The sequence below is a fragment of the Pseudidiomarina sp. CB1 genome (genome assembly GCF_024752025.1).
GTDB lineage: Bacteria > Pseudomonadota > Gammaproteobacteria > Enterobacterales > Alteromonadaceae > Pseudidiomarina.
On record NZ_JANTPU010000001.1, the window covers coordinates 322591 to 347063 of the forward strand.

The 24473-nt window shown below is 49.0% G+C and carries 23 protein-coding genes; 12 read left to right on the forward strand and 11 right to left on the reverse strand.

The features are described from left to right. The first annotated feature begins 127 nt into the window (after window positions 1-127). Window positions 128-589, forward strand: a complete 462-nt coding sequence (locus tag NV375_RS01495) for a TlpA disulfide reductase family protein (RefSeq protein WP_258806665.1) — start codon at window positions 128-130, stop codon at window positions 587-589. Here NV375_RS01495 and NV375_RS01500 read toward each other — a convergent pair. Then, a complete protein-coding gene (locus tag NV375_RS01500; protein ID WP_258806666.1) occupies window positions 586-2040 on the reverse strand; it encodes a M48 family metalloprotease in 1455 nt (484 codons plus the stop codon). The two genes, NV375_RS01495 and NV375_RS01500, sit on opposite strands and share 4 nt — an antisense overlap. Before the next feature lie 149 nt (window positions 2041-2189). Between NV375_RS01500 and NV375_RS01505 the strand changes: the two genes are divergently transcribed. Beyond that, complete coding sequence (locus NV375_RS01505) at window positions 2190-3272, forward strand: AI-2E family transporter (protein ID WP_258240498.1); 1083 nt, start codon at window positions 2190-2192, stop codon at window positions 3270-3272. A gap of 12 nt (window positions 3273-3284) precedes the next feature. Here NV375_RS01505 and bcp read toward each other — a convergent pair whose 3' ends face one another. After that, on the reverse strand, window positions 3285-3752 hold the full coding sequence (gene bcp, locus NV375_RS01510; RefSeq protein WP_258806667.1) for a thioredoxin-dependent thiol peroxidase: 468 nt from the start codon (window positions 3750-3752) through the stop codon (window positions 3285-3287). A gap of 159 nt (window positions 3753-3911) precedes the next feature. On the opposite strand from bcp, the gene dapA reads away from it, so the two are divergent. From dapA to purC, 3 genes are read left to right on the forward strand one after another with little or no spacing between them, the layout of a single operon-like run. Continuing rightward, window positions 3912-4799 carry a 4-hydroxy-tetrahydrodipicolinate synthase gene (dapA, locus tag NV375_RS01515; protein WP_258806668.1) on the forward strand — a complete coding sequence of 296 codons (888 nt, stop codon included), beginning with the start codon at window positions 3912-3914 and terminating at the stop codon, window positions 4797-4799. Beyond that, on the forward strand, window positions 4799-5860 hold the full coding sequence (gene bamC, locus NV375_RS01520) for an outer membrane protein assembly factor BamC (protein WP_258806669.1): 1062 nt from the start codon (window positions 4799-4801) through the stop codon (window positions 5858-5860). Before dapA ends, bamC begins: the two co-directional genes overlap by 1 nt. A gap of 30 nt (window positions 5861-5890) precedes the next feature. Continuing rightward, window positions 5891-6604, forward strand: a complete 714-nt coding sequence (gene purC / locus NV375_RS01525) for a phosphoribosylaminoimidazolesuccinocarboxamide synthase (RefSeq protein WP_258806670.1) — start codon at window positions 5891-5893, stop codon at window positions 6602-6604. Here purC and NV375_RS01530 read toward each other — a convergent pair. From NV375_RS01530 to NV375_RS01545, 4 genes are read right to left on the reverse strand one after another with little or no spacing between them, the layout of a single operon-like run. Then, entirely contained in the window at window positions 6601-6759 is a 159-nt protein-coding gene (locus tag NV375_RS01530; RefSeq protein WP_258240493.1) for a DUF2897 family protein, read from the reverse strand. The two genes, purC and NV375_RS01530, sit on opposite strands and share 4 nt — an antisense overlap. Beyond that, window positions 6744-7466 carry a M15 family metallopeptidase gene (locus NV375_RS01535; RefSeq protein ID WP_258806671.1) on the reverse strand — a complete coding sequence of 241 codons (723 nt, stop codon included), beginning with the start codon at window positions 7464-7466 and terminating at the stop codon, window positions 6744-6746. Before NV375_RS01535 ends, NV375_RS01530 begins: the two co-directional genes overlap by 16 nt. Continuing rightward, the gene (gene dapE / locus NV375_RS01540; RefSeq protein ID WP_258807934.1) at window positions 7460-8611 is read right to left on the reverse strand and encodes a succinyl-diaminopimelate desuccinylase; all 1152 of its coding nucleotides are present in this window, start codon (window positions 8609-8611) and stop codon (window positions 7460-7462) included. The genes NV375_RS01535 and dapE overlap by 7 nt, the downstream gene beginning before the upstream one ends. A 5-nt stretch (window positions 8612-8616) precedes the next feature. Then, window positions 8617-8967, reverse strand: coding sequence for an arsenate reductase (locus NV375_RS01545; protein WP_258806672.1), 351 nt, complete (start codon window positions 8965-8967; stop codon window positions 8617-8619). 192 nt (window positions 8968-9159) lie between these two features. Here NV375_RS01545 and yfbV point away from each other — a divergent pair, with 192 nt between their 5' ends. Continuing rightward, on the forward strand, window positions 9160-9573 hold the full coding sequence (gene yfbV / locus NV375_RS01550) for a terminus macrodomain insulation protein YfbV (RefSeq protein ID WP_258240490.1): 414 nt from the start codon (window positions 9160-9162) through the stop codon (window positions 9571-9573). Between the two features lie 9 nt (window positions 9574-9582). Here yfbV and xthA read toward each other — a convergent pair whose 3' ends face one another. Next, on the reverse strand, window positions 9583-10392 hold the full coding sequence (gene xthA, locus NV375_RS01555) for an exodeoxyribonuclease III (RefSeq protein WP_258240489.1): 810 nt from the start codon (window positions 10390-10392) through the stop codon (window positions 9583-9585). A 160-nt stretch (window positions 10393-10552) separates the two neighbouring features. Between xthA and NV375_RS01560 the strand changes: the two genes are divergently transcribed. From NV375_RS01560 to NV375_RS01575, 4 genes are read left to right on the forward strand one after another with little or no spacing between them, the layout of a single operon-like run. Further along, entirely contained in the window at window positions 10553-11620 is a 1068-nt protein-coding gene (locus NV375_RS01560; protein ID WP_258806673.1) for an alpha/beta hydrolase, read from the forward strand. A gap of 14 nt (window positions 11621-11634) precedes the next feature. After that, complete coding sequence (gene hemH, locus NV375_RS01565) at window positions 11635-12723, forward strand: ferrochelatase (protein ID WP_258806674.1); 1089 nt, start codon at window positions 11635-11637, stop codon at window positions 12721-12723. A 37-nt stretch (window positions 12724-12760) separates the two neighbouring features. After that, window positions 12761-14230 (forward strand): phospholipase D family protein, encoded by a 1470-nt coding sequence (locus NV375_RS01570; RefSeq protein ID WP_258806675.1) that lies wholly within the window; start codon window positions 12761-12763, stop codon window positions 14228-14230. A gap of 11 nt (window positions 14231-14241) precedes the next feature. Next, window positions 14242-15606, forward strand: a complete 1365-nt coding sequence (locus tag NV375_RS01575; RefSeq protein ID WP_258806676.1) for an MBL fold metallo-hydrolase RNA specificity domain-containing protein — start codon at window positions 14242-14244, stop codon at window positions 15604-15606. On the opposite strand, the gene NV375_RS01580 is transcribed toward NV375_RS01575, so the two are convergent. Next, entirely contained in the window at window positions 15603-16973 is a 1371-nt protein-coding gene (locus NV375_RS01580; protein WP_258806677.1) for an SLC13 family permease, read from the reverse strand. The genes NV375_RS01575 and NV375_RS01580 overlap by 4 nt on opposite strands. A 71-nt stretch (window positions 16974-17044) precedes the next feature. On the opposite strand from NV375_RS01580, the gene NV375_RS01585 reads away from it, so the two are divergent. After that, a complete protein-coding gene (locus NV375_RS01585; protein ID WP_258240483.1) occupies window positions 17045-19066 on the forward strand; it encodes a BCCT family transporter in 2022 nt (673 codons plus the stop codon). 9 nt (window positions 19067-19075) lie between these two features. On the opposite strand, the gene NV375_RS01590 is transcribed toward NV375_RS01585, so the two are convergent. From NV375_RS01590 to NV375_RS01600, 3 genes are all read right to left on the reverse strand, one after another. Then, window positions 19076-22579: an EAL domain-containing protein gene (locus tag NV375_RS01590; protein WP_258806678.1), complete on the reverse strand. Its 3504-nt coding sequence runs from the start codon at window positions 22577-22579 to the stop codon at window positions 19076-19078. Between the two features lie 70 nt (window positions 22580-22649). Then, window positions 22650-23138 carry an N-acetyltransferase gene (locus tag NV375_RS01595; protein ID WP_258806679.1) on the reverse strand — a complete coding sequence of 163 codons (489 nt, stop codon included), beginning with the start codon at window positions 23136-23138 and terminating at the stop codon, window positions 22650-22652. Then, window positions 23128-23712, reverse strand: coding sequence for a YceI family protein (locus NV375_RS01600; protein WP_258806680.1), 585 nt, complete (start codon window positions 23710-23712; stop codon window positions 23128-23130). The genes NV375_RS01595 and NV375_RS01600 overlap by 11 nt, the downstream gene beginning before the upstream one ends. Window positions 23713-23943: 231 nt before the next feature. Between NV375_RS01600 and NV375_RS01605 the strand changes: the two genes are divergently transcribed. Then, a complete protein-coding gene (locus NV375_RS01605; RefSeq protein WP_258806681.1) occupies window positions 23944-24456 on the forward strand; it encodes a fasciclin domain-containing protein in 513 nt (170 codons plus the stop codon). Window positions 24457-24473 lie beyond the last annotated feature (17 nt).

Below are 24473 nucleotides of genomic sequence, written 5' to 3' on the forward strand. Positions count from 1 at the left end.
CTAAAGAAAAAACGTTCTTTGCTATTCGCTGTTCGCACGCTCACTGCGTTCGCTTTTGGTTTAAACCAACAGCGAATAGCGAATAGCAAACAGCGCAGTTATTTAGTTGAAGCTTACGGGAATTGCTATGTATTGTCGATTACTACGCCTGTTACAACTCACACTCATCGTCAGTCTGCTCAGTGCTTGTGCACCTGCTGCTGATTTTCACACCAATCAAGGCGAACAGCTACGCTGGAGCGAGTTAGAAGGCCAGTACATCATCGTTAATTATTTTGCCGAATGGTGTGCGCCTTGCTTACGTGAGCTGCCAGAGTTGAACGAGTTCTATCATTCGCACAGTGACAAGGCGCAGCTGTTCGGTGTGAGCTTTGATGGCTTAAATAATCAAGAACTTTCGGCATTGCAGGAAGCACACGGCATTGAGTTTCCGCTGATCCTCAATGAACCAATGGCACAGCTACCGTTTCCATCACCACAGATGCTACCGGCAACTTACGTGGTGACGCCCGACGGGGAAGTAAAAGGACCGTTACTAGGGGAACAAACCGAGGCTTCGTTGTTGCGCGCAATTAATGCGCGACCTTAGCGCATGTTCTCGATGGCGTGTTTCTGTGCCATGAGTTGCTCAATCCGAGCTTGAATACGGCGTTGCTCAAGGCGGTTGCCACTGCGACTGTGGGCATTGTGGAGATGATCAATAGCGCGGTCGAATTGACCATATAATGCCATCAGTTCGGCATTCGCCTCGTGCATACCACTGGTGTCACCTAACTCACGGTGAGCGTCAATAAGCAGAGAGTAAGCGAGCGTGCTGTCGTCGTTGCGGGTTAAATACTCGCGTAATAGTTGAACAGCCAACTTGGGCTCGCCAGCTTTTACCGCAGCGTTGGCATAATTAAGGGTGACGGTTTGTTCATTAGGCATGCGTTGGTAGGCAAATGCCAACATGTTCAGCACTTCGTCGTAGCGTTTTTGCGCGAGTAAAATATCGGTTTGCACATCCAAGTAAAAGGTATTCAACGGTTCTTGTTGGTAAAGTGGTGCAAGTGTGCGCTCGGCAGCCTCCGCTTGGTCACTATCAAGTAACGCAATTGCGAGTCCATAACGCGCTGCATTGGCGATGGCTGGGTTGTCGCTATTCATATCGCGCCGTGCCGCTTCGGCATTGTAATGACGCAGATGGCGCACAAGGACACGATACTTGGCGAGCCAAAACGAACTCTCGTCTCGATTAAATTCACGGTTTTGTCGAAGTTGCTCAGCGCGGACGCGGGTATCAGCGATGCGCGACTCACTCAACGGGTGCGTCAGCAACATTTCGGGCGGTTTGCTGACATAACGGTATTTTTCGGCTAAACGACCGAAAAAGTCCGGAGCCCCCATTGGGTCAAAACCGGTTTCGGTGAGAATCGTCAAACCGATACGATCCGCTTCTTGTTCGAAGAGCCGAGTGTAGTTAATGCTACGCTGTTTCATTCCAGCCATACTTGCTTGCGCGGCGGCAATACCGGCTTCTGGATTGGCCATACCTACTAAAATCGCGCCAAGTAAGCTGACGATAGATAGTGAGCTACTCCTTTCCATCGCCTCCATATTACGGACAATGTGACGCTGCGATACGTGCGCTATTTCGTGGGCGATAACTGAAGCTAATTCGGACTCGTTCCGGGTTTCGGCAATGAGTCCGGTATTAATACCGATGTGACCACCAAAAAAAGCAAAGGCATTGATTTGATCTTGGTTCACCCAAAAGAAGGTGAACGGAAAGCGAACGTCGTTGGCGTTGCGCACCAGGCGGCTGCCAACATCGTGTAAATAGGCTTCGAGTACGGGGTCGCCGACAATCGGCGCCGAGGCGCGAATTTGACGCATGTACATGTCGCCAACAGCTTGCTCGCGCTCGATGGACATAACGCTACCACCAGCGGTGCCTATCTCAGGCAAACGCGTTTGCTGCGCACTTGCGCTCGAGACGCTAAAGGCGAGCAAAAAGGCAAAACTGAAGGGCGCAATACGCGCCTTGATGGTGTACAACATAACGTTTGTGAAACCCACTGAGTACGGCGTTGTTATAGAGTCCACTATAGGGAAAAGGTTCCCAGTTTTGAATAGTTTAAACTGTATAAAATCCGCAAACGAGGCTATTATGGGCGGCAGCACTGCCCAAATCAGGAGAAGCATGCGCTATGTGGGACTACTTAAAGGCTTGGTATCAACGGAAATTCTCTGATCCAGACGCTATCACGCTATTCCTGCTGTTGGCGGTACTGTTTCTACTGATTATCTTTTTCGGTAACTTGTTGGCACCCATCTTGGTTGCTATTGCGTTAGCTTATTTACTGGACTGGCCGATTCAACGCCTACAAACGGTTGGGCTAAGCCGTCTCGCAGCGGTTCTAGTGGTGTTCTCACTTTTTATTGCACTCAATGTGTTGCTGATATTGTTCTTTGTACCGGTGATTTGGCAGCAGAGCATTACGCTGATCAGTGAACTTCCACAAATGTTCACCGAGTTGAAAAGTCTATTAAATCGCTTGCCTGAAATGTTCCCGGGTTACGTAAGTGAAGCCTACATCCACAATTTCATCGAGAACATTAACCAACGGGTATTGTCACTTGGTGAGCTGATCATCAGTCAATCACTAAGTCGCATCGTCGGCTTTATGGCATTGCTGATTTATTTAATTGTGGTGCCGTTACTAGTGTTTTTTATGCTGAAAGATAAGCGTGAATTGCTTGGACATATCAACCGTACGTTGCCGGCGAATCGCCGTTTGATCTCACAAGTAAGCGACGAGATGAATCTGCAGATCATGAACTATATTCGTGGTAAAGCCATTGAAGTAGTGATTGTCGGTGGCGTAAGCTATATCTGCTTTGCCCTGTTTGATCTTCGCTACGCCGCACTCTTAGGTGTATTAGTTGGCTTGTCGGTGTTGATTCCGTACATCGGAGCTGCAGTAGTTACCTTACCGGTGGCTTTAGTTGCTTTATTCCAGTTTGGCTGGTCGGCCATGTTTGCTTATGTGATGTTGGCCTACCTGATTATTCAAGCCCTAGATGGCAATCTATTGGTGCCGCTATTATTCTCTGAAGCAGTCAATTTGAACCCAGTGTATATTATTGCGGCAGTGTTGGTGTTTGGCGGCTTGTGGGGCTTCTGGGGCGTATTCTTCGCGATTCCGCTGGCGAGTCTGGTCAAGGCCGTCATTACTGCTTTATCGAGTGACGTACCGATCCCTGCGAATGAGGAATCGGCACGCTCATAATGTCATGCGGTATTAGGCATCAAGTGCATCAAGAACAACCTGATGGTGGTCTTTGGTTTTAAATTTATCAAAGACCTGTTCCACCTTGCCGTCTTGGCCAATTAAAAAGCTGATGCGATGAATTCCATCGTACTCTTTGCCCATGAATTTCTTCGGTCCCCACACGCCAAAACCGTCAGCGACCGTGTGATCTTCATCGCTTAGCAGAGTGAAATTAAGTGCATCACGTTCAGTGAACTTAGCCAAACGTTTTGGAGCGTCAGGGCTAATACCGACAGTGATCACGTTACGCTTTGCCAGTTCCTCTTGGTGGTCGCGTAACTGTTGCGCTTGCACAGTGCAGCCGGGCGTCATTGCTTTCGGGTAAAAATACACCAAGACTTTGCCTTCTTTTAGCAAATCCTTGAGAGCCACCTGCTGTTCATTGGCGTCAAGTAGGGTAAACTCAGGTGCTTTATCACCCGCTTGTAAAGTCTTCATAATCATCCTTAAACTTTTACTGATAAAGTTGGGTTGAGTAAAATTGGCAAAACCGTTGTCAATGATAGGCAAACGCAAACCATAACGCAAAGCGACAGCCCTTGTGTTTACCCGTATTCGAAAGTACCATTGTCGCCATAAAAAAGATCAGGAGTAGCAATGTTAACAGGTAGTATCGTCGCCTTGGTAACGCCATTTACCGAGCAAGGAAACGTTGATTATGCGGCGTTCGAGGACTTGATCAATTGGCATGTCGAACAGGGCAGCGATGGCTTAGTTGTTATGGGGACCACCGGTGAATCAGCGACGATGAGTCATGATGAACACGTCATGGTGGTGAGTGCTGCATGTGAGCTTGCCGATGGCCGTATCAATATTATTGCGGGCAATGGCTCCAACGCTACTTCTGAAGCAGTACACCTGACCGAGCGCATGGCTCACTTACCGTTGGCTGGCTTTTTGAACGTCAATCCATATTACAACAAGCCTTCACAACGTGGTTTGATCGAACATTATCGTGCCTGTTGTAACGCCAGTGACTTACCCCAATTGTTATATAATGTGCCTGGACGGACTGGTGCGGATGTCTTGCCCGAGCAGGTCGCCGAACTTGCCGAGATTCAAAACATTGTCGGTATAAAAGAAGCGACTGGTGACGTCTCGCGCGTCGCTGAATTGCGCAAACTATGTGGCAGTAACTTTATTCTGCTGAGTGGTGATGATCCCACAGGTTGTGATTTCATTTTGCAAGGCGGCGATGGCGTGATCAGTGTCACTGCGAATGTGGTGCCACAAATGATGAAAGAAATGGTGGATGCAGCCTTGCGAGGCAATGCTGACGAAGCGCATGAGATTGATGCCAAGATGGAGGCGATCCACGCTGCTATGTTCGTGCAAGCCAACCCGATTCCCGTAAAATGGGCGCTCGCTTGTATGAAAAAATTAGCACCGAATTACCGGTTACCCATGACGGCGCCGGAACTTCCGCAACAACAACATATCGAACAAACATTAAAACAAGCCGGAATTATAAGCGCGGAGTCCTAATGAAAGTTTCTTCTATAGCAATCATCTGTCTTTCGAGCCTTGCTGTTACAGCGTGCAGCTTTACGCCCCGTGAACAGGCTGAAGGTGATTTTAAGTACACAAATGCCAAGCAAGTTGAACCGTTAAAACCTGCGCCTGGTAAGCAACTTCCCGAAGCCTCACGACAGTATGAAATTCCTGAAGTGAATGCCACTGGAGCGACGGGCAAAAAAATTAACGTATTACCTCCGGTACTCGTTCGTGGGACAGCAGCAGGCAGCCGTGCTAGTGAAAATGCTGATGTGACAGCAGTCGACTTTTCTGAGCTCGACGGTATGGATGATTTACCCAGTTTTACTTGGGAAGGTATTAAAGCAGCTCTTGCTCGGGAGAATTTGACGATTGTTGCGGAAACCGCCGAGCAATCGTTAACTACGGGTTGGCAACGGCAACAGCTTGAAGTGGGCGATGATGAAGTCGCTGCTACTGTTGAGCGACAGTTCAGAGTTACGATGCAAGTTCCTGATCACCGTCGTACGGCAACAGTTACGGTCGCTATGACCGATAAGAAAATTAGTGGTCCGGGTGCCGACATGGTGCCTGGAGGGGTAAGCGATGCCAATGCCGAAGCTAACCTTCTGAACACGATGATTAATGAAATCGCAGTGCGACAGCAAGGCGTATTTGCTGCGGCTGAAGCTGCGGCAACAGTGAACGTACAGCCAAGCTTTAATGAGGCGGGTTATCCAGCCTATGAACTTGATATTGGCTTCGATGTTGCATGGCCACTGCTGGCCGATGTGCTCGAAGGCGTTGGTTTCGAAATCGACGACTTGAATCAATCCGCTGGAATGTACTATTTAGAGTACATGCGCGACCCTGGCTTTAGCCTAGCGTTCTGGAACGACAACCAAGAAGGTAAGCTTGATCTTGCCGATGGTTCCTACCAAGTCAACGTTAAGGGTGATGACGACAGCACAACAATTACGATTTATCGTGGTGAGACCCCATTAACTGCTGCCGATATTGATCGCCTGTACGGGCCAATCGCGGCGGAAATTCGTCAGCGCAGCGCGCTGTAACTTGTGATTTAGCTGGAGAATCTGCTGCTCATGGAAAAACGTACTGAACTCTATCGTGGTAAAGCCAAAACGGTTTTTACAACTGATGATCCGGAGCGTTTGGTCTTGCACTTTCGCAACGATACGTCGGCTTTTGATGGTGAGAAAGTCGAACAACTCGAACGCAAAGGCATGATCAATAATAAGTTTAATAACTTTATTATGGCAAAGCTTGAAGCAGCAGGTATTCCAACGCAGATCGATAAAGTCTTGAGTGATACCGATACGCTGGTAAAACGCCTGGACATGATTCCGGTCGAATGTGTTGTGCGTAATTACGCCGCGGGTAGTTTGGTGCGTCGGTTAGGTGTTGAAGAGGGCCAAGCTCTCTCGCCCGCAACGTTTGAGTTGTTTTTGAAGAATGACGCTTTGCATGACCCAATGATTAATGAAAGTCACGCCGTGGCGTTTGGCTGGGCGACTGCCGAGCAGCTTGCGAAAATGAAAGAACTTACCTTCCAAGTAAATGCCGTGTTGCTTAAGTTATTTGCCGATGCGGGTATGCTGCTCGTGGACTTCAAGTTGGAGTTCGGTGTGGATGCTAATGGCACCATCGTGTTGGGCGATGAATTCAGCCCAGATGGCTGTCGTCTGTGGGACGCTGAGACGCGCAAGAAACTTGATAAAGACCGTTTCCGTCAAGGCTTAGGTGGTGTGGTCGAAGCCTACGAAGAGGTTGCGCAACGCTTGGGTGTTCCGCTTTAAGTATCGTCTTCGTCATCCCATGCATCGTGATGCGTTTTATCTTCTGAATGCCGTTGCTTAAGCGACGGCATTTTCATATGTGCGGTATGCTTTAGCAACATGATGTTGCCAATAACCACGGCAAAGACGACTAGCAAAATCAACCAAAAAGCCATTCATTATCTCCCGTGTTGGCCACCGGTGGGCAGATGTTATCGATATAGCGTTCTTTGAGGTCCGCAAGACAGCTAAGAACGTATTCCTTACCCGCTATCTCGTGCAGGTCAAGTGCTGCAACGAGCACATCCGTGGTCAATTGTTGCTGCGCTTGTTGTGCGTGCGTGTAATGACTTAAGTGCCAAGGCTCGGCAGCGACGCCACCACGGTACTGACGATAAGGAAAGAAGAAGCCGAAATCCGCCGCATGTTGGTAAAGCCACAGTGCTAGCTCATGGCAGGGACCACCTTCCTCGTATTCTTCAGGTAATAACTGCAAATCTAAGTCACCATGGGCGAATGGGCGTGGGTCAAAGACATCTAAGTCGGTGCCCCAATGATGTCGGCTCGCTCCCGGCAAGGCCGACCACGTCATGATGGCTTCAACTTTCTCGCCAATGGACAATTGACTTGAGTCGAGCAGGGCGCCGTGACTATCGTAAAGTGGTGCGTTACCACTAAATTTGCGATTCCAAATCGCTTGTTGGCGAGAAAAATCACGAAAACCTGAGGCAATATCGAGGGCTAAACCGGCTTCGTGAGCAGCCGCCTGCATCGCTTTAAAGGCACCAAATACACTGTTCTGTAAACGCACTGTGGGGCGACAACAGGGGTCACTAACGACATGGCTGTCGACTTGTCCAGTAAGCTCTTCTGAACTCAGCATAAGAGTTGCTCCAATAAGCTTTCGTACATGTCAGTAAGCTTGATCAAGTCCTCGATGCTTACACATTCATCAACTTTGTGAATAGTTGCGTTGACTGGACCTAGCTCAATAACTTCAGCGCCCGTCGGCGCAATAAACCGTCCATCCGAGGTGCCGCCGGCCGTGGAAAGTTGCGGTGCACGATCGGTATGATGTCGTACTGCCGCAACGGTAGCCTGGACCAAGTTGCCTTCAGCAGTTAAAAATGGCTCGCCGTTAAGCTTCCAGTCGATAGCGTAATCAAGTTCATGCGCGTCAAGTATGGCATAAACACGTTGTTTGAGCTCCTCGGCGGTACTTTCAGTGCTGTAGCGGAAGTTAAAACTTACGTGAAACTCACCAGGAATAACATTTCCTGCTCCAGTGCCGGCGTTTACGTTGGAAATTTGGAAGCTGGTTGGCGGAAAGAAGTCATTACCGTGATCCCACTCGGTTGCTGCTAATACCGCCAGTGCGGGCGCTGCCTTGTGCACCGGATTGTCAGCCAAATGAGGGTAGGCGACATGGCCTTGAATGCCGAATACGCGTAACTCACCGGACAGTGAACCGCGGCGACCATTTTTCACAACATCGCCAACATGGTTGGTGCTGGATGGCTCGCCAACCACACACCACGTGATTTTCTCGGCGCGAGCTTCAAGGGTTTCAACAACTTTTGGAGTGCCGTTGATGAAAGGTCCTTCTTCGTCGCTGGTAATTAAAAAAGCAATACTCCCGTGATGGTCGGGAAAGCGTTGTACAAAACGCTCAGTTGCGACCAACATGGCCGCAAGGCTGCCTTTCATGTCAGCGGCGCCACGGCCGTAGAGCATTCCTTCGTGGATGGTCGGCTGGAAGGGCGGAAAACGCCACGCGTGTTCAACCCCTGCGGGAACCACGTCGGTGTGCCCAGCAAAACAAAAAACGGGGCCTTGGCTACCGCGCCGCGCCCATAAATTAGTGGTATCAGCGAAGACCATACTCTCGAGATCAAAGCCGACTGCAGCGAGGCGCTCACCGATCAGTTGCTGGCACCCGGCATCTTCTGGGGTTACCGACATGCGTTCGATGAGAGCTTGAGCAAGCTGGATAACATCGTGCTCATTCGGGTTACTGGGGGTGCGCATCGCTATTAGAGTCCCATGACCTGACGCCATTGTGTCTCGTTAAAACCAACCGCAATGTGTTCGTCCACAGAGAGTACTGGCCGCTTCATCAGCGTAGGATAACGTTGCAGCAGTTCAATTGCGACGCCATCATCGGCGAGCGCACGTTCCTTGTCACTGAGTTGACGCCAGCTGGTGCTACGCTTGTTGACCAAGGTGTCGCGATCAACCTGCTGTAGCCACTGATTAAGGGTGTCGGCAGGCAATGGTTGCTCACGAACATCATGGAAGTCATAATCAACTTGGTGTTGATCAAGAAAACGGCGGGCTTTGCGAACGGTGTCGCAGTTGGGAATTCCATAAATTGTTGCGGTCATTTTTTACTCTTTGTGACAGGCTTGAAACACATGCTATGCATTGTGACAAAAGCCATGTGGATTCTCCACAGTTTGTGTGGATAAGTCTGTGAGTTAGCTGCTGTGAACTAGTTAAACTAATGAAATCTATATAAATAATGATATGGTCAATGCTTGACCATATCGATCAAAAAGCGTGGGTTTCGGACAAAAATGAAGCAATCGATTTGGCAAGTTTTTAAAAGTGGGCAAGAGTATGCGGCGATTTGGCCGCACCATGCCGTTGTCGCTGCAATGACCGAAACTCGGGTAGTGCCAGGCGTGAAGTTTGCTGCAAAGTGGATGCCAGCTGCTGCGGTGATCAATTTATGGGTGCAGTATCAGTGGCTGGGCAGCACAATGTTGCCGCAAGCCATGGTGAGTTCGTTGTTTCTGTTATCGGTGCCTGTGCAGGGGTGGTATTGGCTGGGGCGGCGGGCGCTAAGTCAGCTGGATCCGCGCCTGAAGCATTGGTATTTGGAGTTGGCACAAAAATTACAAGTGCAGCCGCGCGCCAAGCCCATTCGGATGGACTTGGCAAAGTTGCTCAATAAAGCGTTGCGGGAACTGCCTCCAGACGAGCACTAAAGCTGCTTGTTAAAGTTTAAAATCACTCCAAATAGGTGCATGATCTGAAGGCTTCTCGATGCCGCGCAAGTCGTAATCTATACCGCTACTGACTAATTTATCGGCCAAACTGGCGGTGGCTAAAATCAAGTCAATGCGCAGACCGCGGTTATCATCGAAGCCCCGTGATCGATAATCAAACCAGCTGAATTGGTCCGTCACGTCTTGATGTTGTAGGCGATAGGTGTCGACTAAACCCCAGTCTAATAAGGTGTTCAGCCATTCGCGTTCTTCAGGCAAAAAGCTACATTTGCCAGTGCGTAACCAGCGCTTGGCGTTATCGTCGCCAATACCGATATCACAATCTTGATGGGAAATATTCATGTCGCCCATAACGACAACAGGTTGCCCAGCATCAAGTTCAGTGTTCAAGTAATTCATCAAATCCGCGTAGAACTTCTCTTTAGCCGGAAATTTTAACGGGTGGTCGCGACTTTCACCTTGCGGGAAGTAGCCGTTTAAAATGCGTACGCGACTTCCATCTGCTTGCACGTAATCGCCCATGATCATACGGCGCTGTGCCTCTTCACCGTCATTTGGAAAGCCAAACTGAGGATTTTCTAAAGGCTGTTTGCTGAGCAAGGCGACACCGTAATGGCCTTTTTGGCCGTGGAAGAGCACGTGGTAACCTAGCGCTTCAACATCGGCAAGTGGAAACTGATCATCATGTACTTTCGTTTCTTGCAGACCAATCACGTCCGGCTGGTGCTTTTCAATCAGGGCCTGCAATTGATGTAAGCGTGCGCGAATACCGTTGATGTTAAAAGAAATCACTTTCATAGAAGTTTACTTCCGTCATCCAAGTTTTAAAGATAATAAATGTTAATCAGGATACCAGAAGGTCTGCGAGGGTGCGACCTCGAGGCTGTCGCTAAGGTAAATTTTGGGTATACTGGCGGCATCACAAAGAACGAATAAAAATGTAAGCGGAGAGAGCAACATGGCAACCCAATGGTTGCAGTTACGTGCGGGTAAGCGTGCGTGGTTGCAGATTAAGGAACAGGGACTTTCACAGCAAGATGTTCAATTACTGGTAGGGGCATCAGGTGGGCCTAAATGGTTCGTGCTACAGGGTCTTGATCGGTATTTGTTTGGGGAGTTCTTTGCTGGCCGTGAAACATCGCTGGACCTGCTCGGAACTTCCGCCGGTGCATGGCGTTTCGCAGCTCTGGGCCAACGTGATCCGGTTGCCGCTAGCGAACTCTTTGCGCGTCTGTATAGCACGCAAACGTACAGTGAAAAGCCTGATGTTCGCGAAATTACTGACGAAGCCCGAAAATTGCTCGCCGAGTACATTCCAGATAGCGCGGTGGAAGACATTTTAAGCCAAGAACGCTTCCGTCATCATTGGATTGTTGTGCGTTGTCGCGGCCTTACTGCAGTTGAAGGCAAACGGCAAATGTTCGGCTTACTCGCATCTGCTGCAGCAAATACTGTTAAGCGTAAATGGCTTGGTAAATTTTATGAGCGTGTGATTTTTCATCATCCAGCATCTTCGGCAGCTTTTACTGAGCACTGGAACGATTTGCCAACCCGCTATGCCACCTTGAGTAGGGAGAATTTCAAGCAAGCGCTACTTGCTACTGGCTCGATTCCGATGGTACTCGAGGGGGTGCGTGATATTCCTGGTGCACCGGCGGGGATCTATCGTGATGGTGGCGTGACCGATTATCATTTTGATCTGGACTTTAGTGGCGTGAACGGTCTTGTGTTCTATCCGCATTTCCATCAAGAGGTGATTCCGGGCTGGTTTGATAAAGGCTTGAAAAAACGTCGTACTACCGGTGCATTGTGGCCGAATGTGATCCTTTTAACGCCAACCCAAGAATTTATTGACGCATTACCGTATCAAAAAATTCCTGACCGTAACGATTTTGCCAACATGGCCGCCGACGAACGCATTAAATATTGGCAACAAGCCGTTGACCAAGGTCGTCGTATGGCTGACCAACTGCATGAGTGGATTGCCACTGATCGCATTCGCGACCATGTTGAGCTGTGGACCTAATATGAGGTAAGTAAATGGACTATCGCGGGTATCCGAATTTCGCGCACGAACAGACTGATAGAATCGGTGTGTTAATCACTAACTTGGGTACGCCTGACGCACCCGACACACCTTCGTTACGCCGCTATCTCAAGGAGTTCTTGTCAGATCCTCGGGTGGTCGAAGTACCCCGTGTGTTGTGGTGGCTGATCTTGAATGGGGTTATTTTGCGCATTCGACCCAAGCGTTCAGCGGCAGCCTATCGCACCGTTTGGACCGAGCGTGGCTCACCGCTGTTGTTTCACACCGCAGATCAAGCTGAGCAGCTGCAACAGCGTTTTGCCCAACAGTACGGCGACGACGTAGTAGTGCGTTATGCCATGCGCTATGGCTCACCGAGTATGGCGCAAGTGCTCGATGATATGCTAGCGAGTGGTGTGCGTAAATTAGTATTGTTACCACTGTACCCACAGTATTCAGCGGCAACGACGGGTTCAACCTTTGATGCCTTAGCCAAAGATTTCACCAGCCGTCGTTGGTTGCCGGACTTGCGCTTTATTAGCCACTACCATGACGATGCCGGTTACATTCAGGCTTGTGCTGAACAGATCAAGACCTTTTGGGCCGAGCATGGGCAAGCGGATAAGTTGATCTTCTCTTATCACGGTGTCCCCTTGAAGTACCTGGAAAAAGGTGATCCCTATCATTGCGAATGTCACAAGACATCGCGTTTAATAGCAGAAGCGTTGGGACTTAATAAAGATCAGTACTTAACTACATTTCAATCGCGTTTTGGTCGCGAGGAGTGGCTGAAGCCCTATACTGACGAGACCTTGCAAAAACTGCCGAACCTTGGCTGCAAAAACGTACAGGTATTCTGTCCGGGGTTCAGCGCCGATTGCTTAGAAACGATCGAAGAAATTGGTGAAGAGAATCGTGAGTATTTTATGGCAGCCGGCGGCGAATCTTATGCTTACATTCCCGCACTCAACGCAACTGCGAAGCATATTGATGCCTTGCATGCTATCGTGCAACGTGAGATACAAGGTTGGGAATTACAACGCGATTCCGAACTCACCGCTAAGCTTGCGAAGCATCGTGAGGAGAATTACGGAACGCTATAATTTGTAACAGGAATGGGCAAGAGGAGTGCTAACCAGGGTGGCACCGCAATCTGCACAAGCTCAAAGTCTAAGCACCGCAATTTCACCATTGCTGCAAGAGCATGCCGGTGAAAGTGGTGTCATCCCGTTAGTGGACGCACGTGAAGCCTTTGCGGCAAGGGTTTTGTTGGCTCGTCAAGCACAACGCAGCCTTGACGTGCAGTACTACATTTGGCGGCATGACATTACTGGTACGCTGATGTTCGAAGCCCTGCACGAAGCCGCTGAACGCGGTGTCAAAGTGCGCCTGTTGTTAGATGACCATAATACCGTAGGCCTTGATGCGACGCTCAAAGGCCTGCACCAACACCCTAATATTGAAGTGCGACTTTTTAATCCGCTGAAGTTACGGCGGCCGCGCTTTTTAAACTATTTAGTCGACTTTCGTCGCTTGAATCGCCGCATGCATAACAAAGCCTTCGTCGTCGATGGGCAGGTGGTCATCAGCGGCGGTCGCAATATTGGCGATGAATACTTTGGCGCCACGAGTGATATTCTTTTTGCCGATTTGGATGCGTTATTGATAGGCGAAGTTGTGGCTGCGGTGGAGCAAGACTTCGAGCGTTATTGGCAAAGTGAATCAGCGGTACCTCTGGATAAGCTGTACAGCTTTACTAAGCCACAAAGCTTAGCGACGCTGCACAAAGTGGCCAAGCGTTACGAACAGGATCCACGCGCTCAAGCCTACGTCAATGCCGTCGAGCACCTTCCGTTTATCGATAAGTTACGACACCAAGAAGTCGAAATATATTGGGCTAAAACCCAATTGGTGAGTGACTCGCCAGCTAAAGCGCTTGGCCGGGCAAAGCCACAGCAAATGTTGCCGCATCAGCTACAACAAACGATCGGCGAGCCGCAATCTCATGTCACACTGGTTTCGCCGTATTTTGTTCCCACCCGCACTGGCGTCAATGAGCTTATTGCCATGGCCAAGCGTGGCGTGCAAATCATCGTATTGACGAACTCCCTAGAGGCAACGGATGTCGCTATTGTGCATGCCGGTTATGCCAAATGGCGAAAGAAGTTGTTACGTCATGGCATTCAATTGTTTGAAATGCAACATTTAACGCCATTAGCGCGCCGTGAAAAACGCAAAGAGCGGCGTCAACGTTTGAAAGGTAAAGAGCGATTTGGCACATCGGCTTCGAGCCTGCATGCCAAGACCTTTATGGTGGACATGGCCCGCGTGTTTATTGGTTCGCTAAATTTTGACCCGCGCTCAGCGGCGATTAACACCGAGCTTGGCTTTGTTATGCACAGTAAAGCGCTGGCGAGTCGTATCGAGCAGGCGATTATCAGTACCTTGCCGAACTATGCCTACCAGCTACGCTTAATAAAGAATAAAGTGGTTTGGATAGAGCGCTTGGGTAAACAAAAATCATGGTACTACTCTGAACCTAATGCGTCGATTTGGCGGCGTCTTGCCGTGCGAATTCTTGAGCGCTTGCCGATCGAGCGCTTTCTCTAAGGAGCTTAGCTATGCGTTTAACCTTTTTGGGTGCGAGTGAAACGGTCACGGGTTCGAAGTACTTGTTGGAAACTGATACCACGCGAGTGCTTATCGATTGTGGTCTATTTCAGGGCTATAAATGGCTGCGTGAACGCAATTGGCAGCCGTTACCACTCGGTATTAATGATGTTGATGCAGTGGTGCTGACGCACGCCCACCTCGATCACTCCGGTTATCTACCGGTGTTATACGAACACGGCTTTCGTGGGCCCGTTTACACCCATTATGGAACTGTTGGATTGTGCCAAATTTTGTGGCCCGACAGTGGGCGGATTCAGGAAGAAGATGCGAAGTTTTTGCAAAAACACAAACTAAGCAAGCATCAAGATCCGCGGCCGCTCTACGATGAAGCCACGGCAGAAGCAGCTTTAAAGCTATTGCATGGCATTGGTTTTGATAAGCCGTTTCGTATTGGTGATATCAACTTCACCTTACAACCTGCTGGTCATATTCTAGGTGCAGCCAGCGTGGTTGCCGAGCATGAAGGTGTGCGTATCGGTTTCAGTGGTGACGTTGGGCGCCCCAATGATATTTTAATGAAGCCACCTCGACCGCTACCGGAGGTGGATTATTTGCTACTCGAATCAACTTACGGCGATCGTCGCCATCCGGAGACTGATCCGTGGGAAGAGCTTGCCGAAGTGGTGAACGAGACAGCCGCAGCCGGTGGAGTACTCATGATCCCTAGCTTTGCGGTCGGCCGTGCGCAGCTGCTACAGCACATGCTGGTCACCTTAATGAGCGATGGTCGTATTCCACGCTTGCCTATTTTTCTAGATAGCCCGATGGCCATTAGTGTCTCGGACGTGTACGGCGAGCAACATGACCATCATCGCCTTACGCAACAACAGTGTGAAGCTGCTGAGAGAGCGGTGATTTATACCCACAGCGTCGATGAGTCAAAGGCTATAGCGCATCAGGGGGCGCCGCATATTATTATTGCTGGCAGCGGTATGGCCACAGGTGGCCGTATTTTGCATCATTTCAAGCACTGGCTTAGCGATCATCGCAGTACGGTGCTATTTAGTGGCCACCAAGCTGGAGGTACCCGTGGTGCGAAAATGGTGCAGGGCAACGAACGTATTAAATTGCACGGTGAATGGTTGTCGGTGAAGGCTAAGATTCGTCAACTAGAAGGTTTGTCTGGGCATGCGGATTACGCTGAAATTGGCGCTTGGTTAGCACAATCAGCCTTACCGCGAAACGCCAAAGTCTTTCTAGTTCATGGTGAACCCGACGCGTTAGAAGCAATGTCTGATTATCTAAAGCAAACCACTACCTACGATGTTCGTGTGGCGGCTTACCGACAAGTACTGCATTTGAACGGCCATTAAACAACAAGCAACATAACGATGGCGGTGGTCACCACCGCCAAAATGACATTCAAAGCCACACCTTCTCGGGCCATTTCTCGCACTGTAATACGCTCCGACGAAAAGACAATAGAATTGGGTGGTGTGGCAACTGGCATGCAAAATGCTGTGCTGCAGGCTATGGTCGCTGGAATCATCAGTAGCGCAGGAGGTAACTCAAGCGCCACCGCAGCGGCCGCCATAATCGGCATGAGCAGGGTTGCGGTAGCTGTATTCGAAGTAACTTCTGTGAGAAACGATACACTCAAGGTTAAGCAAAATACCAGCAGTGCCACAGGCAGGACACCCAAGCCAGTAAGAGCATCGCCAATACGCGCGCTCAAACCACTGCTAATGAATCCTTGAGCTAAGGCTATCCCGCCAGCGAATAATAAGAGAATTCCCCAAGGAATTGAAACAGCTGCGTTCCAAGTTAGGAGCGGCTGGCCTTCGCGATCACGCAGAATGAACATCGTTAAAACGCCAGCAATGGCCACGGTTGCATCACCGACATAGTTGAGTCCAGTTAAGCCGGTCCAGCCGCCGAATGGCGTGGTTCGGGTTACCCAAAGTACAACCACAATAGCGAACACGAGCAACACCCGTCGTTCGGCCGAGCGCATTGGGCCCGGTGGTGCGATGTTGAGCTGAATAGTGTCGTCGATATTGCGGGCTAACCACCATGCCATAAGTGGCAGTGACACTGCGACAAAAGGTACACCGATCGACATCCACTCGGTAAAACTAAATGCTTGACCTGTTGTGGTTTCGTACACCGAGGCAAAAATTAAATTTGGCGGAGTGCCCACTAAGGTGGCGATACCGCCAACGGAAGCAGAATAAGCGAGACCTAAGAGCAGGGCACGTTGGAAAGGCGCATTGTCACAAGCATCGGCAAGAGCTAAGGCGACGGGCAATAAGGCTAGGACCGCCGCTGTGTTCGAGATCCACATGGATAACAGCGCCGTAGCTAACATAAAGGCAAATAACATGCGTTTACCGTGACCATTACCGATGGTATGCACCAAGCTTAGAGCTAAGCGTCGATGCACGCCACTGAGTTCGACTGCTTTCGCCAGCATAAATGCGGCCATAAAGAGCCAAATAATCGGGTTGCCAAGGGCAGCGGACACTTCATTAAGAGGCGTGATACCGCCTAACGGTAACAATAAAAAAGGTAGTAACGACGTCACCGGAAGCGGCAGTGCTTCGCTGATCCACCACCAAGCAATCCAGACTGTAGCGGCAAAGGTCCACGCGGCTGGATGGGCAAAGTCAAACAACCATTGCACGATAAAATACGAGCCAATGGCGGCTAATGGAGCTAAGAGTAAGTGCCATTTCTGCATGTTATTGTCTTATTTGAAATTTAGTTCTATACAACATAGGGTAAAAGAACAATAAACAAAAGGAGTAGGTTATGACAGAGCGCAGGAAGTGGAATTCTGCAATTTTGGTACCGGTGTTTTTTCCGGCAGTAGCGGTCATTGCATTACTCGTCATTGGTACGCTTGCAAATCCAGAGCTTGCTGGTGAGGTTTTTAGCGATGTGCTTGCGTGGATAACAGCCGACTTTGGTTGGTTTTACATGCTCGCAGTGGCTATCTTTTTGGTTTTTATTGTCAGTGTTGCGGTGTCCAAATGGGGCCGTATTAAACTAGGACCAGACCATGCAGAGCCGGAATATAGCTTCCCTGCGTGGTTCGCCATGTTGTTCTCGGCGGGTTATGGTATCGCCTTGCTATTCTTTGGTGTGGCTGAACCAGTGCTGCACTACTCTAGTCCGCCTGTTGGGGCTGCGGAAACGGTGGATTCAGCCAAACAGGCGATGCAAATCGCCTATTTTCACTGGGGCTTCCATATTTGGGCGATTTACGGTTTAGTTGGACTCGTACTCGCCTACTTCTCGTTCCGTCACGGTCTACCCCTGTCAATGCGCTCGACGCTTTATCCAATCATTGGTGAAAAAATCCACGGTCCAGCAGGGCATGCGGTTGATACCTTTGCCATTTTGGGCACCATGTTCGGTATTGCCACGACCCTTGGGTTATCCGTCATTCAAATCAATGCCGGCTTAAATTACTTATGGCCAGAAATACCAGTCGGGACTACAGTGCAAATTATCGCTATTGCGGTGATTACCGTGTTTGCCATTCTATCGGTGGTGGCTGGCCTTGATAAAGGTATTAAACGTCTGTCGTATGTGAACATGGTGTTGGTGTTGTTCATCCTATTGTTTGTGTTCTTTGCAGGGCCAACGGTACATATTTTGGAGACTTACCTACAGAATACCGGCGCCTACCTGAATAACATCGTCGAGCGAACCTTTAATTTACAGGCTTATTCGCGCAGCGACTGGATTGGCAACTGGACCTTATTTATTTTTGGCTGGACCATTGCGTGGGCCCCATTTGTTGGCTTGTTTATTGCAAAAATCAGCCGTGGCCGGACGATTCGCCAATTTGTCTTTGGCGTTATGTTTGTGCCGACCTTGTTCACTTTCTTCTGGTTTAGTGTGTTTGGTGATACCGCATTAAATCTGATCATGAACGAGGGCTACTCGACGCTAATTAGTGACGTGCAGAACGACGAAGCTATTGCCTTGTTCAAGCTCTATGAGCGGTTACCACTCACCAGTATTTTGAGTTTCGCGACGGTTGTTTTGATTGTCACCTTTTTTGTAACGTCGTCGGATTCGGGCTCGCTGGTTATCGATTCGTTGGCTTCCGGTGGTCGCACCGATACGCCAGTATGGCAGCGTATTTTTTGGGCCAGCTCTGAGGGCATCGTGGCAGGTGTGTTGCTGCTGGCAGGTGGCTTGGGTGCGCTGCAAACCGCATCGATTACCAGTGCGTTACCCTTTGCAGTGATCATTTTGATTTCCGCATTTGGCATGTGGCGGGCGTTAGTCATTGAAGGGCACCAATATGCTAGTTTGAAAAGCGCGATGCGTACGCATCGGCGAGGGGTGCATGCAGGTCCAAGTTATTGGAAGAAGCGTTTAGCTGGGGTGGTTGATTTTCCACAGCAGCAAGAAGTTAGAGAATTTATCGAGCATACCGTCATCGAATGTTTGAACGACGTCGCTAAAGAGCTTAAAGAGCATGGTTGGGAGACCGAAGCAACGTTCGATAGCGAACATGTCCGTTCAGTGTTCACCGTACGCAAAGAAGGCGAAGTAGAGTTTGACTATGAGGTTCGTCTGCGCGCGTATCAGCGACCTGATTTTGCCGTGGTGAATGCGAAGAACTCGGATAAAAAGTATTACCGTGCTGAGGTGTTCTTGCGTCAAGGTGGTCAAGCTTATGACCTTTATGGCTATGAACCTGGCGATATCATTAACGATGTGATTAACCAGTTTGAGAACTACCTGCAGTTCATGCACATCTCACCAGGAAGCCTGCCGTGGGATCTCGAGCAACATGATGACGACCTCAAGTAGTTGAGGTCGCTAATCTAAGTCTTTGAGTAATTCAGCCAGTGGTTTGGGCTTGGCAAAATAATAGCCTTGCCCATAACCACAGCCCATTTCTGTTAAACGAATCGCTTGCTCAACGGTTTCGATACCCTCAGCGACGACATCCATATTCAATTGCCGCGCCATGGCTAAGATACCGCGAACGATCGCTTCGTCGCTCGACTTACTGACAATGTCTTGAATAAACGCACGGTCGATTTTGAGCTTATTCACAGGAAGTTTTTTCAGGTAACTCAAACTAGAAAAGCCAGTACCAAAGTCATCAATCGACATTGCTACACCAGCGTTACGGAAACGCTCAATAAGTTTTATGGCGTGGTTACTGTCGTCCATTAAGATACTTTCAGTTAATTCCAGCTCAAGGTTTTCATTTTTTAGCTTATGAGCTTTGATGGATTCGATGATTTGCTCGAAAAAGTTAGCACGACTAAATTGTAGCGCTGATAAATTCACCGAAACGCTCATGTGTTCGCGCTTCTCCAGTAACAGTTTCAGGTCCTGACAGGCTTGTTCGATGGCCCATTCACTGGCCGGAATAATTTGACCCGTTGCTTCGGCCATCGGAATAAATTTATCAGGAGGGACGAAGCTACCATCATCCAACTGCCAGCGCATTAAAGCCTCGGCACCGACAATTGCGCCGCTTTGCAGGTCAATGATGGGTTGGTAATACAGGGCTAATTTTTCATTATCAATGGCTTGCTGGAAACGGTTCCGTAAATGCACATCAACACGCTGACTATGCTCCTCAGAACGTTTATAGAAGTGCAAGTGATTACGACCTTGCCGTTTCGCAAACGTCATTGCTGTGTCGGCGTGCTGAATCAAGTCGACCGCTGATTGCCCTTCGGCACTCTTACAAGCCACGCCGATGCTTGCGGTGAGGTAAAGCTTCTGTTGCCTAATTTGATAGGGTTCAGCGAGCTCTGCCAACAGCTCTTCGCCCATGGTTTCGATAGACTGTAACGAGGCATCTGATATTGCGACGACGAATTCGTCACCACCAAAACGGGCGACAAAGTTAGGCGTGTTGATGGCTTTTTCTAAGCGTTTAGCAACTTGCTTGAGGACCTCATCGCCAGCGGCCAGTCCCATTGCTTCATTAATCGGCTTAAAGCCATCAAGATCAATAAATAATACGGCCCATTGGCAATTGTCTTTCGTCGTCTCAGCGGCTTGCAACACCTTGGCAAACCGTGCTTCAAAAGCATGCCGATTATAAAGTTTGGTAAGTGCATCATGCTCAGCTTGGAACGCCAATTGTTGTTTGTGCGCCATGCGTTCAGTGATGTCTTGATGAATGCCGATGAAATGAGTAATTTTACCCTCAGTATCGGCAACCGGGGCGAGCTGTAGTTCATCCCAAAATGCGGTGCCGTCTTTGCGATAATGCATAACCTCAACGGCACATTCGCGGCGCTCTTTTAATGCGCAACGCACTTTCTTAATGATTTCTGGGTCAGTTTTTGGTCCGACTAAGAAGTCACATGACTTACCGACGATTTCGTTTGCGCTGTAACCTGACATCTTTTGAAAGGCGTCATTGGTATAAATAATAGGGCTGTTATCTTCACTCGCGTCGGAGATAACAATGCCATTCGTGCTCACGTTGATGCTGCGTTCAAGAATATGGAGCTGTTCGTCTTTCGCTCGAGATTTAGATACATCTTTAGCGATACCAAATACACCGGTGATGTGACCGTTAATGTTAATCGGCAAGTTGGTTATTTGTAGGTAGATCATTTGCGCTTGATTATTAAAAACCGTAAGCGGGTACTGGCGCGGTTCACCTTGTAAGGTACGTTGAAAGTTTTCTTCAGCTTTACTGCGTTCCGCTGGATGGACAAAGGCACTAAAATGGTTGCCTACTACAGAGTTCATCTCGGCATCTAAAATACGTAGTACCGAATCGTTAACGCTCGTCATAATGCCATCTGTGTCGAGCGAAAATACCGCGTCTGGGTGGTAGGCAAATAACGAACGGTACTGCTGCTCATTAAGCTGCATCTGCACTTGCTGCTCGTGCAAGCGAGATTGAGTCTTCCGTAACCGATGACTGTGTTTGCGTAAAATACGGTTTTGCTGCGCTAGCGCCAAAAATGCGATGGAGAACATGAAGCCCAGTAGGGCAAGTGTCATGCGTAGGTTGGATGCGGTGACGAGATCGTCGAACGCATACAAACTCACCGAAAGTGCGAGTGGGGCACCATTTGGGATCGTTAGTTGCGCTTGCGCAATAGATAGCTCGATGCGACTAAAAGGCTTGTTGTCGTCAAAACTTAAAACCCGTTCGTCATTAAGTGCGGCGTAAATCTTAAGATAATCAGGTAATAGACGTGTTTCTGGGCTAATGAGCTTCATGAGGTCGAACACCACCAGCATGTAATAACGCTGTTCAGCCTGCTGCCCGGCGGGCACCAAAAGTAAGCCTAAAGGTTCTTTATTCAGTTTAAATTCATCTTCAGGAATATACATGGTTGTCGCGTCAGGATCGGAGCCAAGCCAAGCTTGCACGGCAGGATGGTTGACGTGCTCAAGATAATCACGATTACCGTTGCGATGTTGTTGCCATTGCGGTACGCCCCGCTGATCAATAATGTGTATGCCCAAATAATGTGGAATATCACGCAAATAGGTCGACGCATCAAAACGGGCAAAATCGGAAGTAGGTGAAACTTGCAATTCGGCCCAGCGTTCACGCAGTCGGTTGAGGACCTGTAGATTTACTTGGATGGTCTGCTGGCGCACCTTGGCGACTTTTTGCACGGTGTCAATGGCTTCGGCGCGAATTTCTTTGATCTGCGCGTAACTGAGATAAAACCAAATGGAGCAAATCGTCATAACGAAGACAAACGTCACCCACGCTGCTGGATTGCGATTAAGATCAAATAACAATATACGGTGATTGCTTGCCAGTAGAAGTGACACGCCAATTAAAAACATACTCAGCGCAGCTAGGCTGGTAACCGGCGGATGTGGCCCGAGAAAAGCAAAGCCGTCTTCAAAAAAGTGCAGGCCGATTGCTGCGCTGGCTAACAAAATCAAAAAGACCGCGAAGGCCCGCATCCAGCGACGCTGGATTTTTTGTCTTGGGCTCAGTAGTAAGGTGACGCCAAGTAACAAGAACGTGAGCGCAACGGGGGGATAGAAATAGGCATCGATGGCGTGCAAAAATTCAAGATAGAAAATGGAGGTCAGTGAAAGGTTCACCACCAAGCTATGCAATGCGGCAAGAATGACGACGATAGCAAAGGCAACTTGAATCTTGCGTTTTTTTGCAGCGAGGCCAAATAGCGAAAACGCTACCGCAATGGCAACGACGCCAGAGGTACTCGAGATCACACGCTCAAAAGCACTCGCTGGGTTGGCATAACTGTTGAGCAAAAGGCCTAACAAGCCAAACATAAAAGTGGCGCTGATCGTGACAAATAATGTGACGTTCACTAGCGTTAACGCAAGACTACGACGATAGATCATGTTTTTTTGTTATTTTTTTGAGAACTGCATGATAAACCTAACTGCAATATGAGCTAATTCATAGCTGAGGTCAATGCTTACTCTTTACATTACGTAGCATCAGGTAGCGATCCTCACCGGCACCTAAATAATCTGTTTCCGTCGTGTGCACGACAAAGCCTTGCTGTTCATAGAGCTTTACTGCTGCTGTATTGGCAGGAGAGACACTTAACCATAACTGTGAAAAGCCGAGTTGCTCGACACGGTTTAACCAGTGCTGGAGAAGTTGTTTACCTAAACCCATGCCGCGGTAGCTTTGATCCACAAGTAATGACATTAACCACAGCTGTTGGGGATTTTGTCCCGGTGCGCCTAGGCAATAGCCTGCAAGGGACGTTTGGTGGGCTGATTTGACCTTAATCACTTGCAGTAAATCGGGCCACTGATGAATGGCTTGATAAAAAAGCGGGGCAGGGTAGCCATCGTGAGGGTAATAACTGACTTCTAAATGGCACAGCGCGGCAACATCATCTGGTGTCGCCGCGCTCAAAGATGATGACGCTGAGGGCTTAGTTGTCACGGTGGAACTGCACCGTGAATGTTACTGGAATAACGTGGTCAATGGCCTGTAAGCCAGCAATTTCTTGCAGCTTGTTAATGCCTGCAACTAACTTAAACTCGCCGGCATTAATCAGCACCGGTTGAGATGTCGTCGCAACAACATGGTCAGCATCTAATTTGGTTACCTGTAACGCTGCATCTACTTCAAAAGCTTCACCAGCAATAAATACTTTCATTGGAACAACTACAGGTAAGGTGCCGGTGGCTGTTTCAATGTCATAGATCTCGGTCGGAATTGTCGCTGTTGCTGTGACCGAGGCGTATTCATCGGCATTGAATAAATGCTCTAACATGCGCTCATTGCGAATCGGTATCGCCGTGTCGATGCTTGCCACCGGTATTGTCACTTGCAACTCACCGTCATTCATTTCGCCGGACAGTTTGGTAAAGCGGTGAATTTCGGCAATAGTGTCATTTTTGACAGAAACGAAATGTAGGGTCGAGCGTTCGCTATCAAGTGTCCAGTCCGCAGCAAAAGCCGACGTACTCAGCAGCGTCGCCGCCGCAGCAGTTGTTAGGAGTGACTTCAACATAAAACCTCCGTTAGCAATTAATGTAGTAGGTAATACTAGCATATCCCATTGATTGATCACTTGTATTTGTGGGGTGTCACCACCTTTACAAAAAAATATCGTATAAAAATTAATCCTTTTCCGAGTCCATCTCCGTACAACTCCACGACGCCAAGAATTTTCAAATAGCGAATAGCAAACAACGAATAGCAAACAACGCTTTTCGTTTCTTTCACAGCAAGGAGTTCCATAATGTTAAACGTAGCTTCATCAATTAAATGGCTTGCCGGTGCTTTATTAGTAGCAGCAGTATCAACCACAGCGGTTGCTCATAATCATGGCAAGAAACAGGACATCGTCGACATCGCTGCTAGCGATGGCCAGTTCTCAACTTTAGTGACAGCCGTTAAAGCGGCGGGCTTAGTTGATACCTTGAAAGGTGACGGTCCTTTCACTGTGTTCGCACCGACCAACGATGCTTTTGCAGCGCTACCGGAGGGTACTTTGGATAGCTTGCTGAAGCCGGAAAATAAAGACCAGCTGGTTGCTGTGCTCACCTATCATGTATTGGGTGACAAAGTTCCTAGTTCAGCCATCGCGGGTAAAAAATTATCAACCGCGACCGTGCAAGGTGAAGAAGTTGCCATTGACGCAACTGATGGTGTTCAAGTTGGCGGCGCTAGTGTTGTCAAAGCTGACATCATGGCAAGCAACGGCGTCATTCATGTCATTGATGCGGTGATCTTGCCGCCGTCAATGCGGTAACCTGTTGTTCTCCCTAA

Coding starts and splice junctions, on each gene's coding strand:
- NV375_RS01505 (WP_258240498.1), top strand. CDS start 2,190: ATGTGGGACTACTTAAAGGCTTGGTATCAACGGAAATTCTCTGATCCA.
- bcp (WP_258806667.1), bottom strand. CDS start 3,752: ATGAAGACTTTACAAGCGGGTGATAAAGCACCTGAGTTTACCCTACTT.
- NV375_RS01575 (WP_258806676.1), top strand. CDS start 14,242: ATGCGTTTAACCTTTTTGGGTGCGAGTGAAACGGTCACGGGTTCGAAG.
- dapE (WP_258807934.1), bottom strand. CDS start 8,611: ATGCGCACCCCCAGTAACCCGAATGAGCACGATGTTATCCAGCTTGCT.
- NV375_RS01605 (WP_258806681.1), top strand. CDS start 23,944: ATGTTAAACGTAGCTTCATCAATTAAATGGCTTGCCGGTGCTTTATTA.
- NV375_RS01500 (WP_258806666.1), bottom strand. CDS start 2,040: ATGTTGTACACCATCAAGGCGCGTATTGCGCCCTTCAGTTTTGCCTTT.
- purC (WP_258806670.1), top strand. CDS start 5,891: ATGGAAAAACGTACTGAACTCTATCGTGGTAAAGCCAAAACGGTTTTT.
- NV375_RS01585 (WP_258240483.1), top strand. CDS start 17,045: ATGACAGAGCGCAGGAAGTGGAATTCTGCAATTTTGGTACCGGTGTTT.
- NV375_RS01580 (WP_258806677.1), bottom strand. CDS start 16,973: ATGCAGAAATGGCACTTACTCTTAGCTCCATTAGCCGCCATTGGCTCG.
- bamC (WP_258806669.1), top strand. CDS start 4,799: ATGAAAGTTTCTTCTATAGCAATCATCTGTCTTTCGAGCCTTGCTGTT.
- yfbV (WP_258240490.1), top strand. CDS start 9,160: ATGAAGCAATCGATTTGGCAAGTTTTTAAAAGTGGGCAAGAGTATGCG.
- NV375_RS01545 (WP_258806672.1), bottom strand. CDS start 8,967: ATGACCGCAACAATTTATGGAATTCCCAACTGCGACACCGTTCGCAAA.
- NV375_RS01560 (WP_258806673.1), top strand. CDS start 10,553: ATGGCAACCCAATGGTTGCAGTTACGTGCGGGTAAGCGTGCGTGGTTG.
- NV375_RS01535 (WP_258806671.1), bottom strand. CDS start 7,466: ATGCTGAGTTCAGAAGAGCTTACTGGACAAGTCGACAGCCATGTCGTT.
- NV375_RS01495 (WP_258806665.1), top strand. CDS start 128: ATGTATTGTCGATTACTACGCCTGTTACAACTCACACTCATCGTCAGT.
- hemH (WP_258806674.1), top strand. CDS start 11,635: ATGGACTATCGCGGGTATCCGAATTTCGCGCACGAACAGACTGATAGA.
- xthA (WP_258240489.1), bottom strand. CDS start 10,392: ATGAAAGTGATTTCTTTTAACATCAACGGTATTCGCGCACGCTTACAT.
- NV375_RS01530 (WP_258240493.1), bottom strand. CDS start 6,759: ATGGCTTTTTGGTTGATTTTGCTAGTCGTCTTTGCCGTGGTTATTGGC.
- dapA (WP_258806668.1), top strand. CDS start 3,912: ATGTTAACAGGTAGTATCGTCGCCTTGGTAACGCCATTTACCGAGCAA.
- NV375_RS01600 (WP_258806680.1), bottom strand. CDS start 23,712: ATGTTGAAGTCACTCCTAACAACTGCTGCGGCGGCGACGCTGCTGAGT.
- NV375_RS01590 (WP_258806678.1), bottom strand. CDS start 22,579: ATGATCTATCGTCGTAGTCTTGCGTTAACGCTAGTGAACGTCACATTA.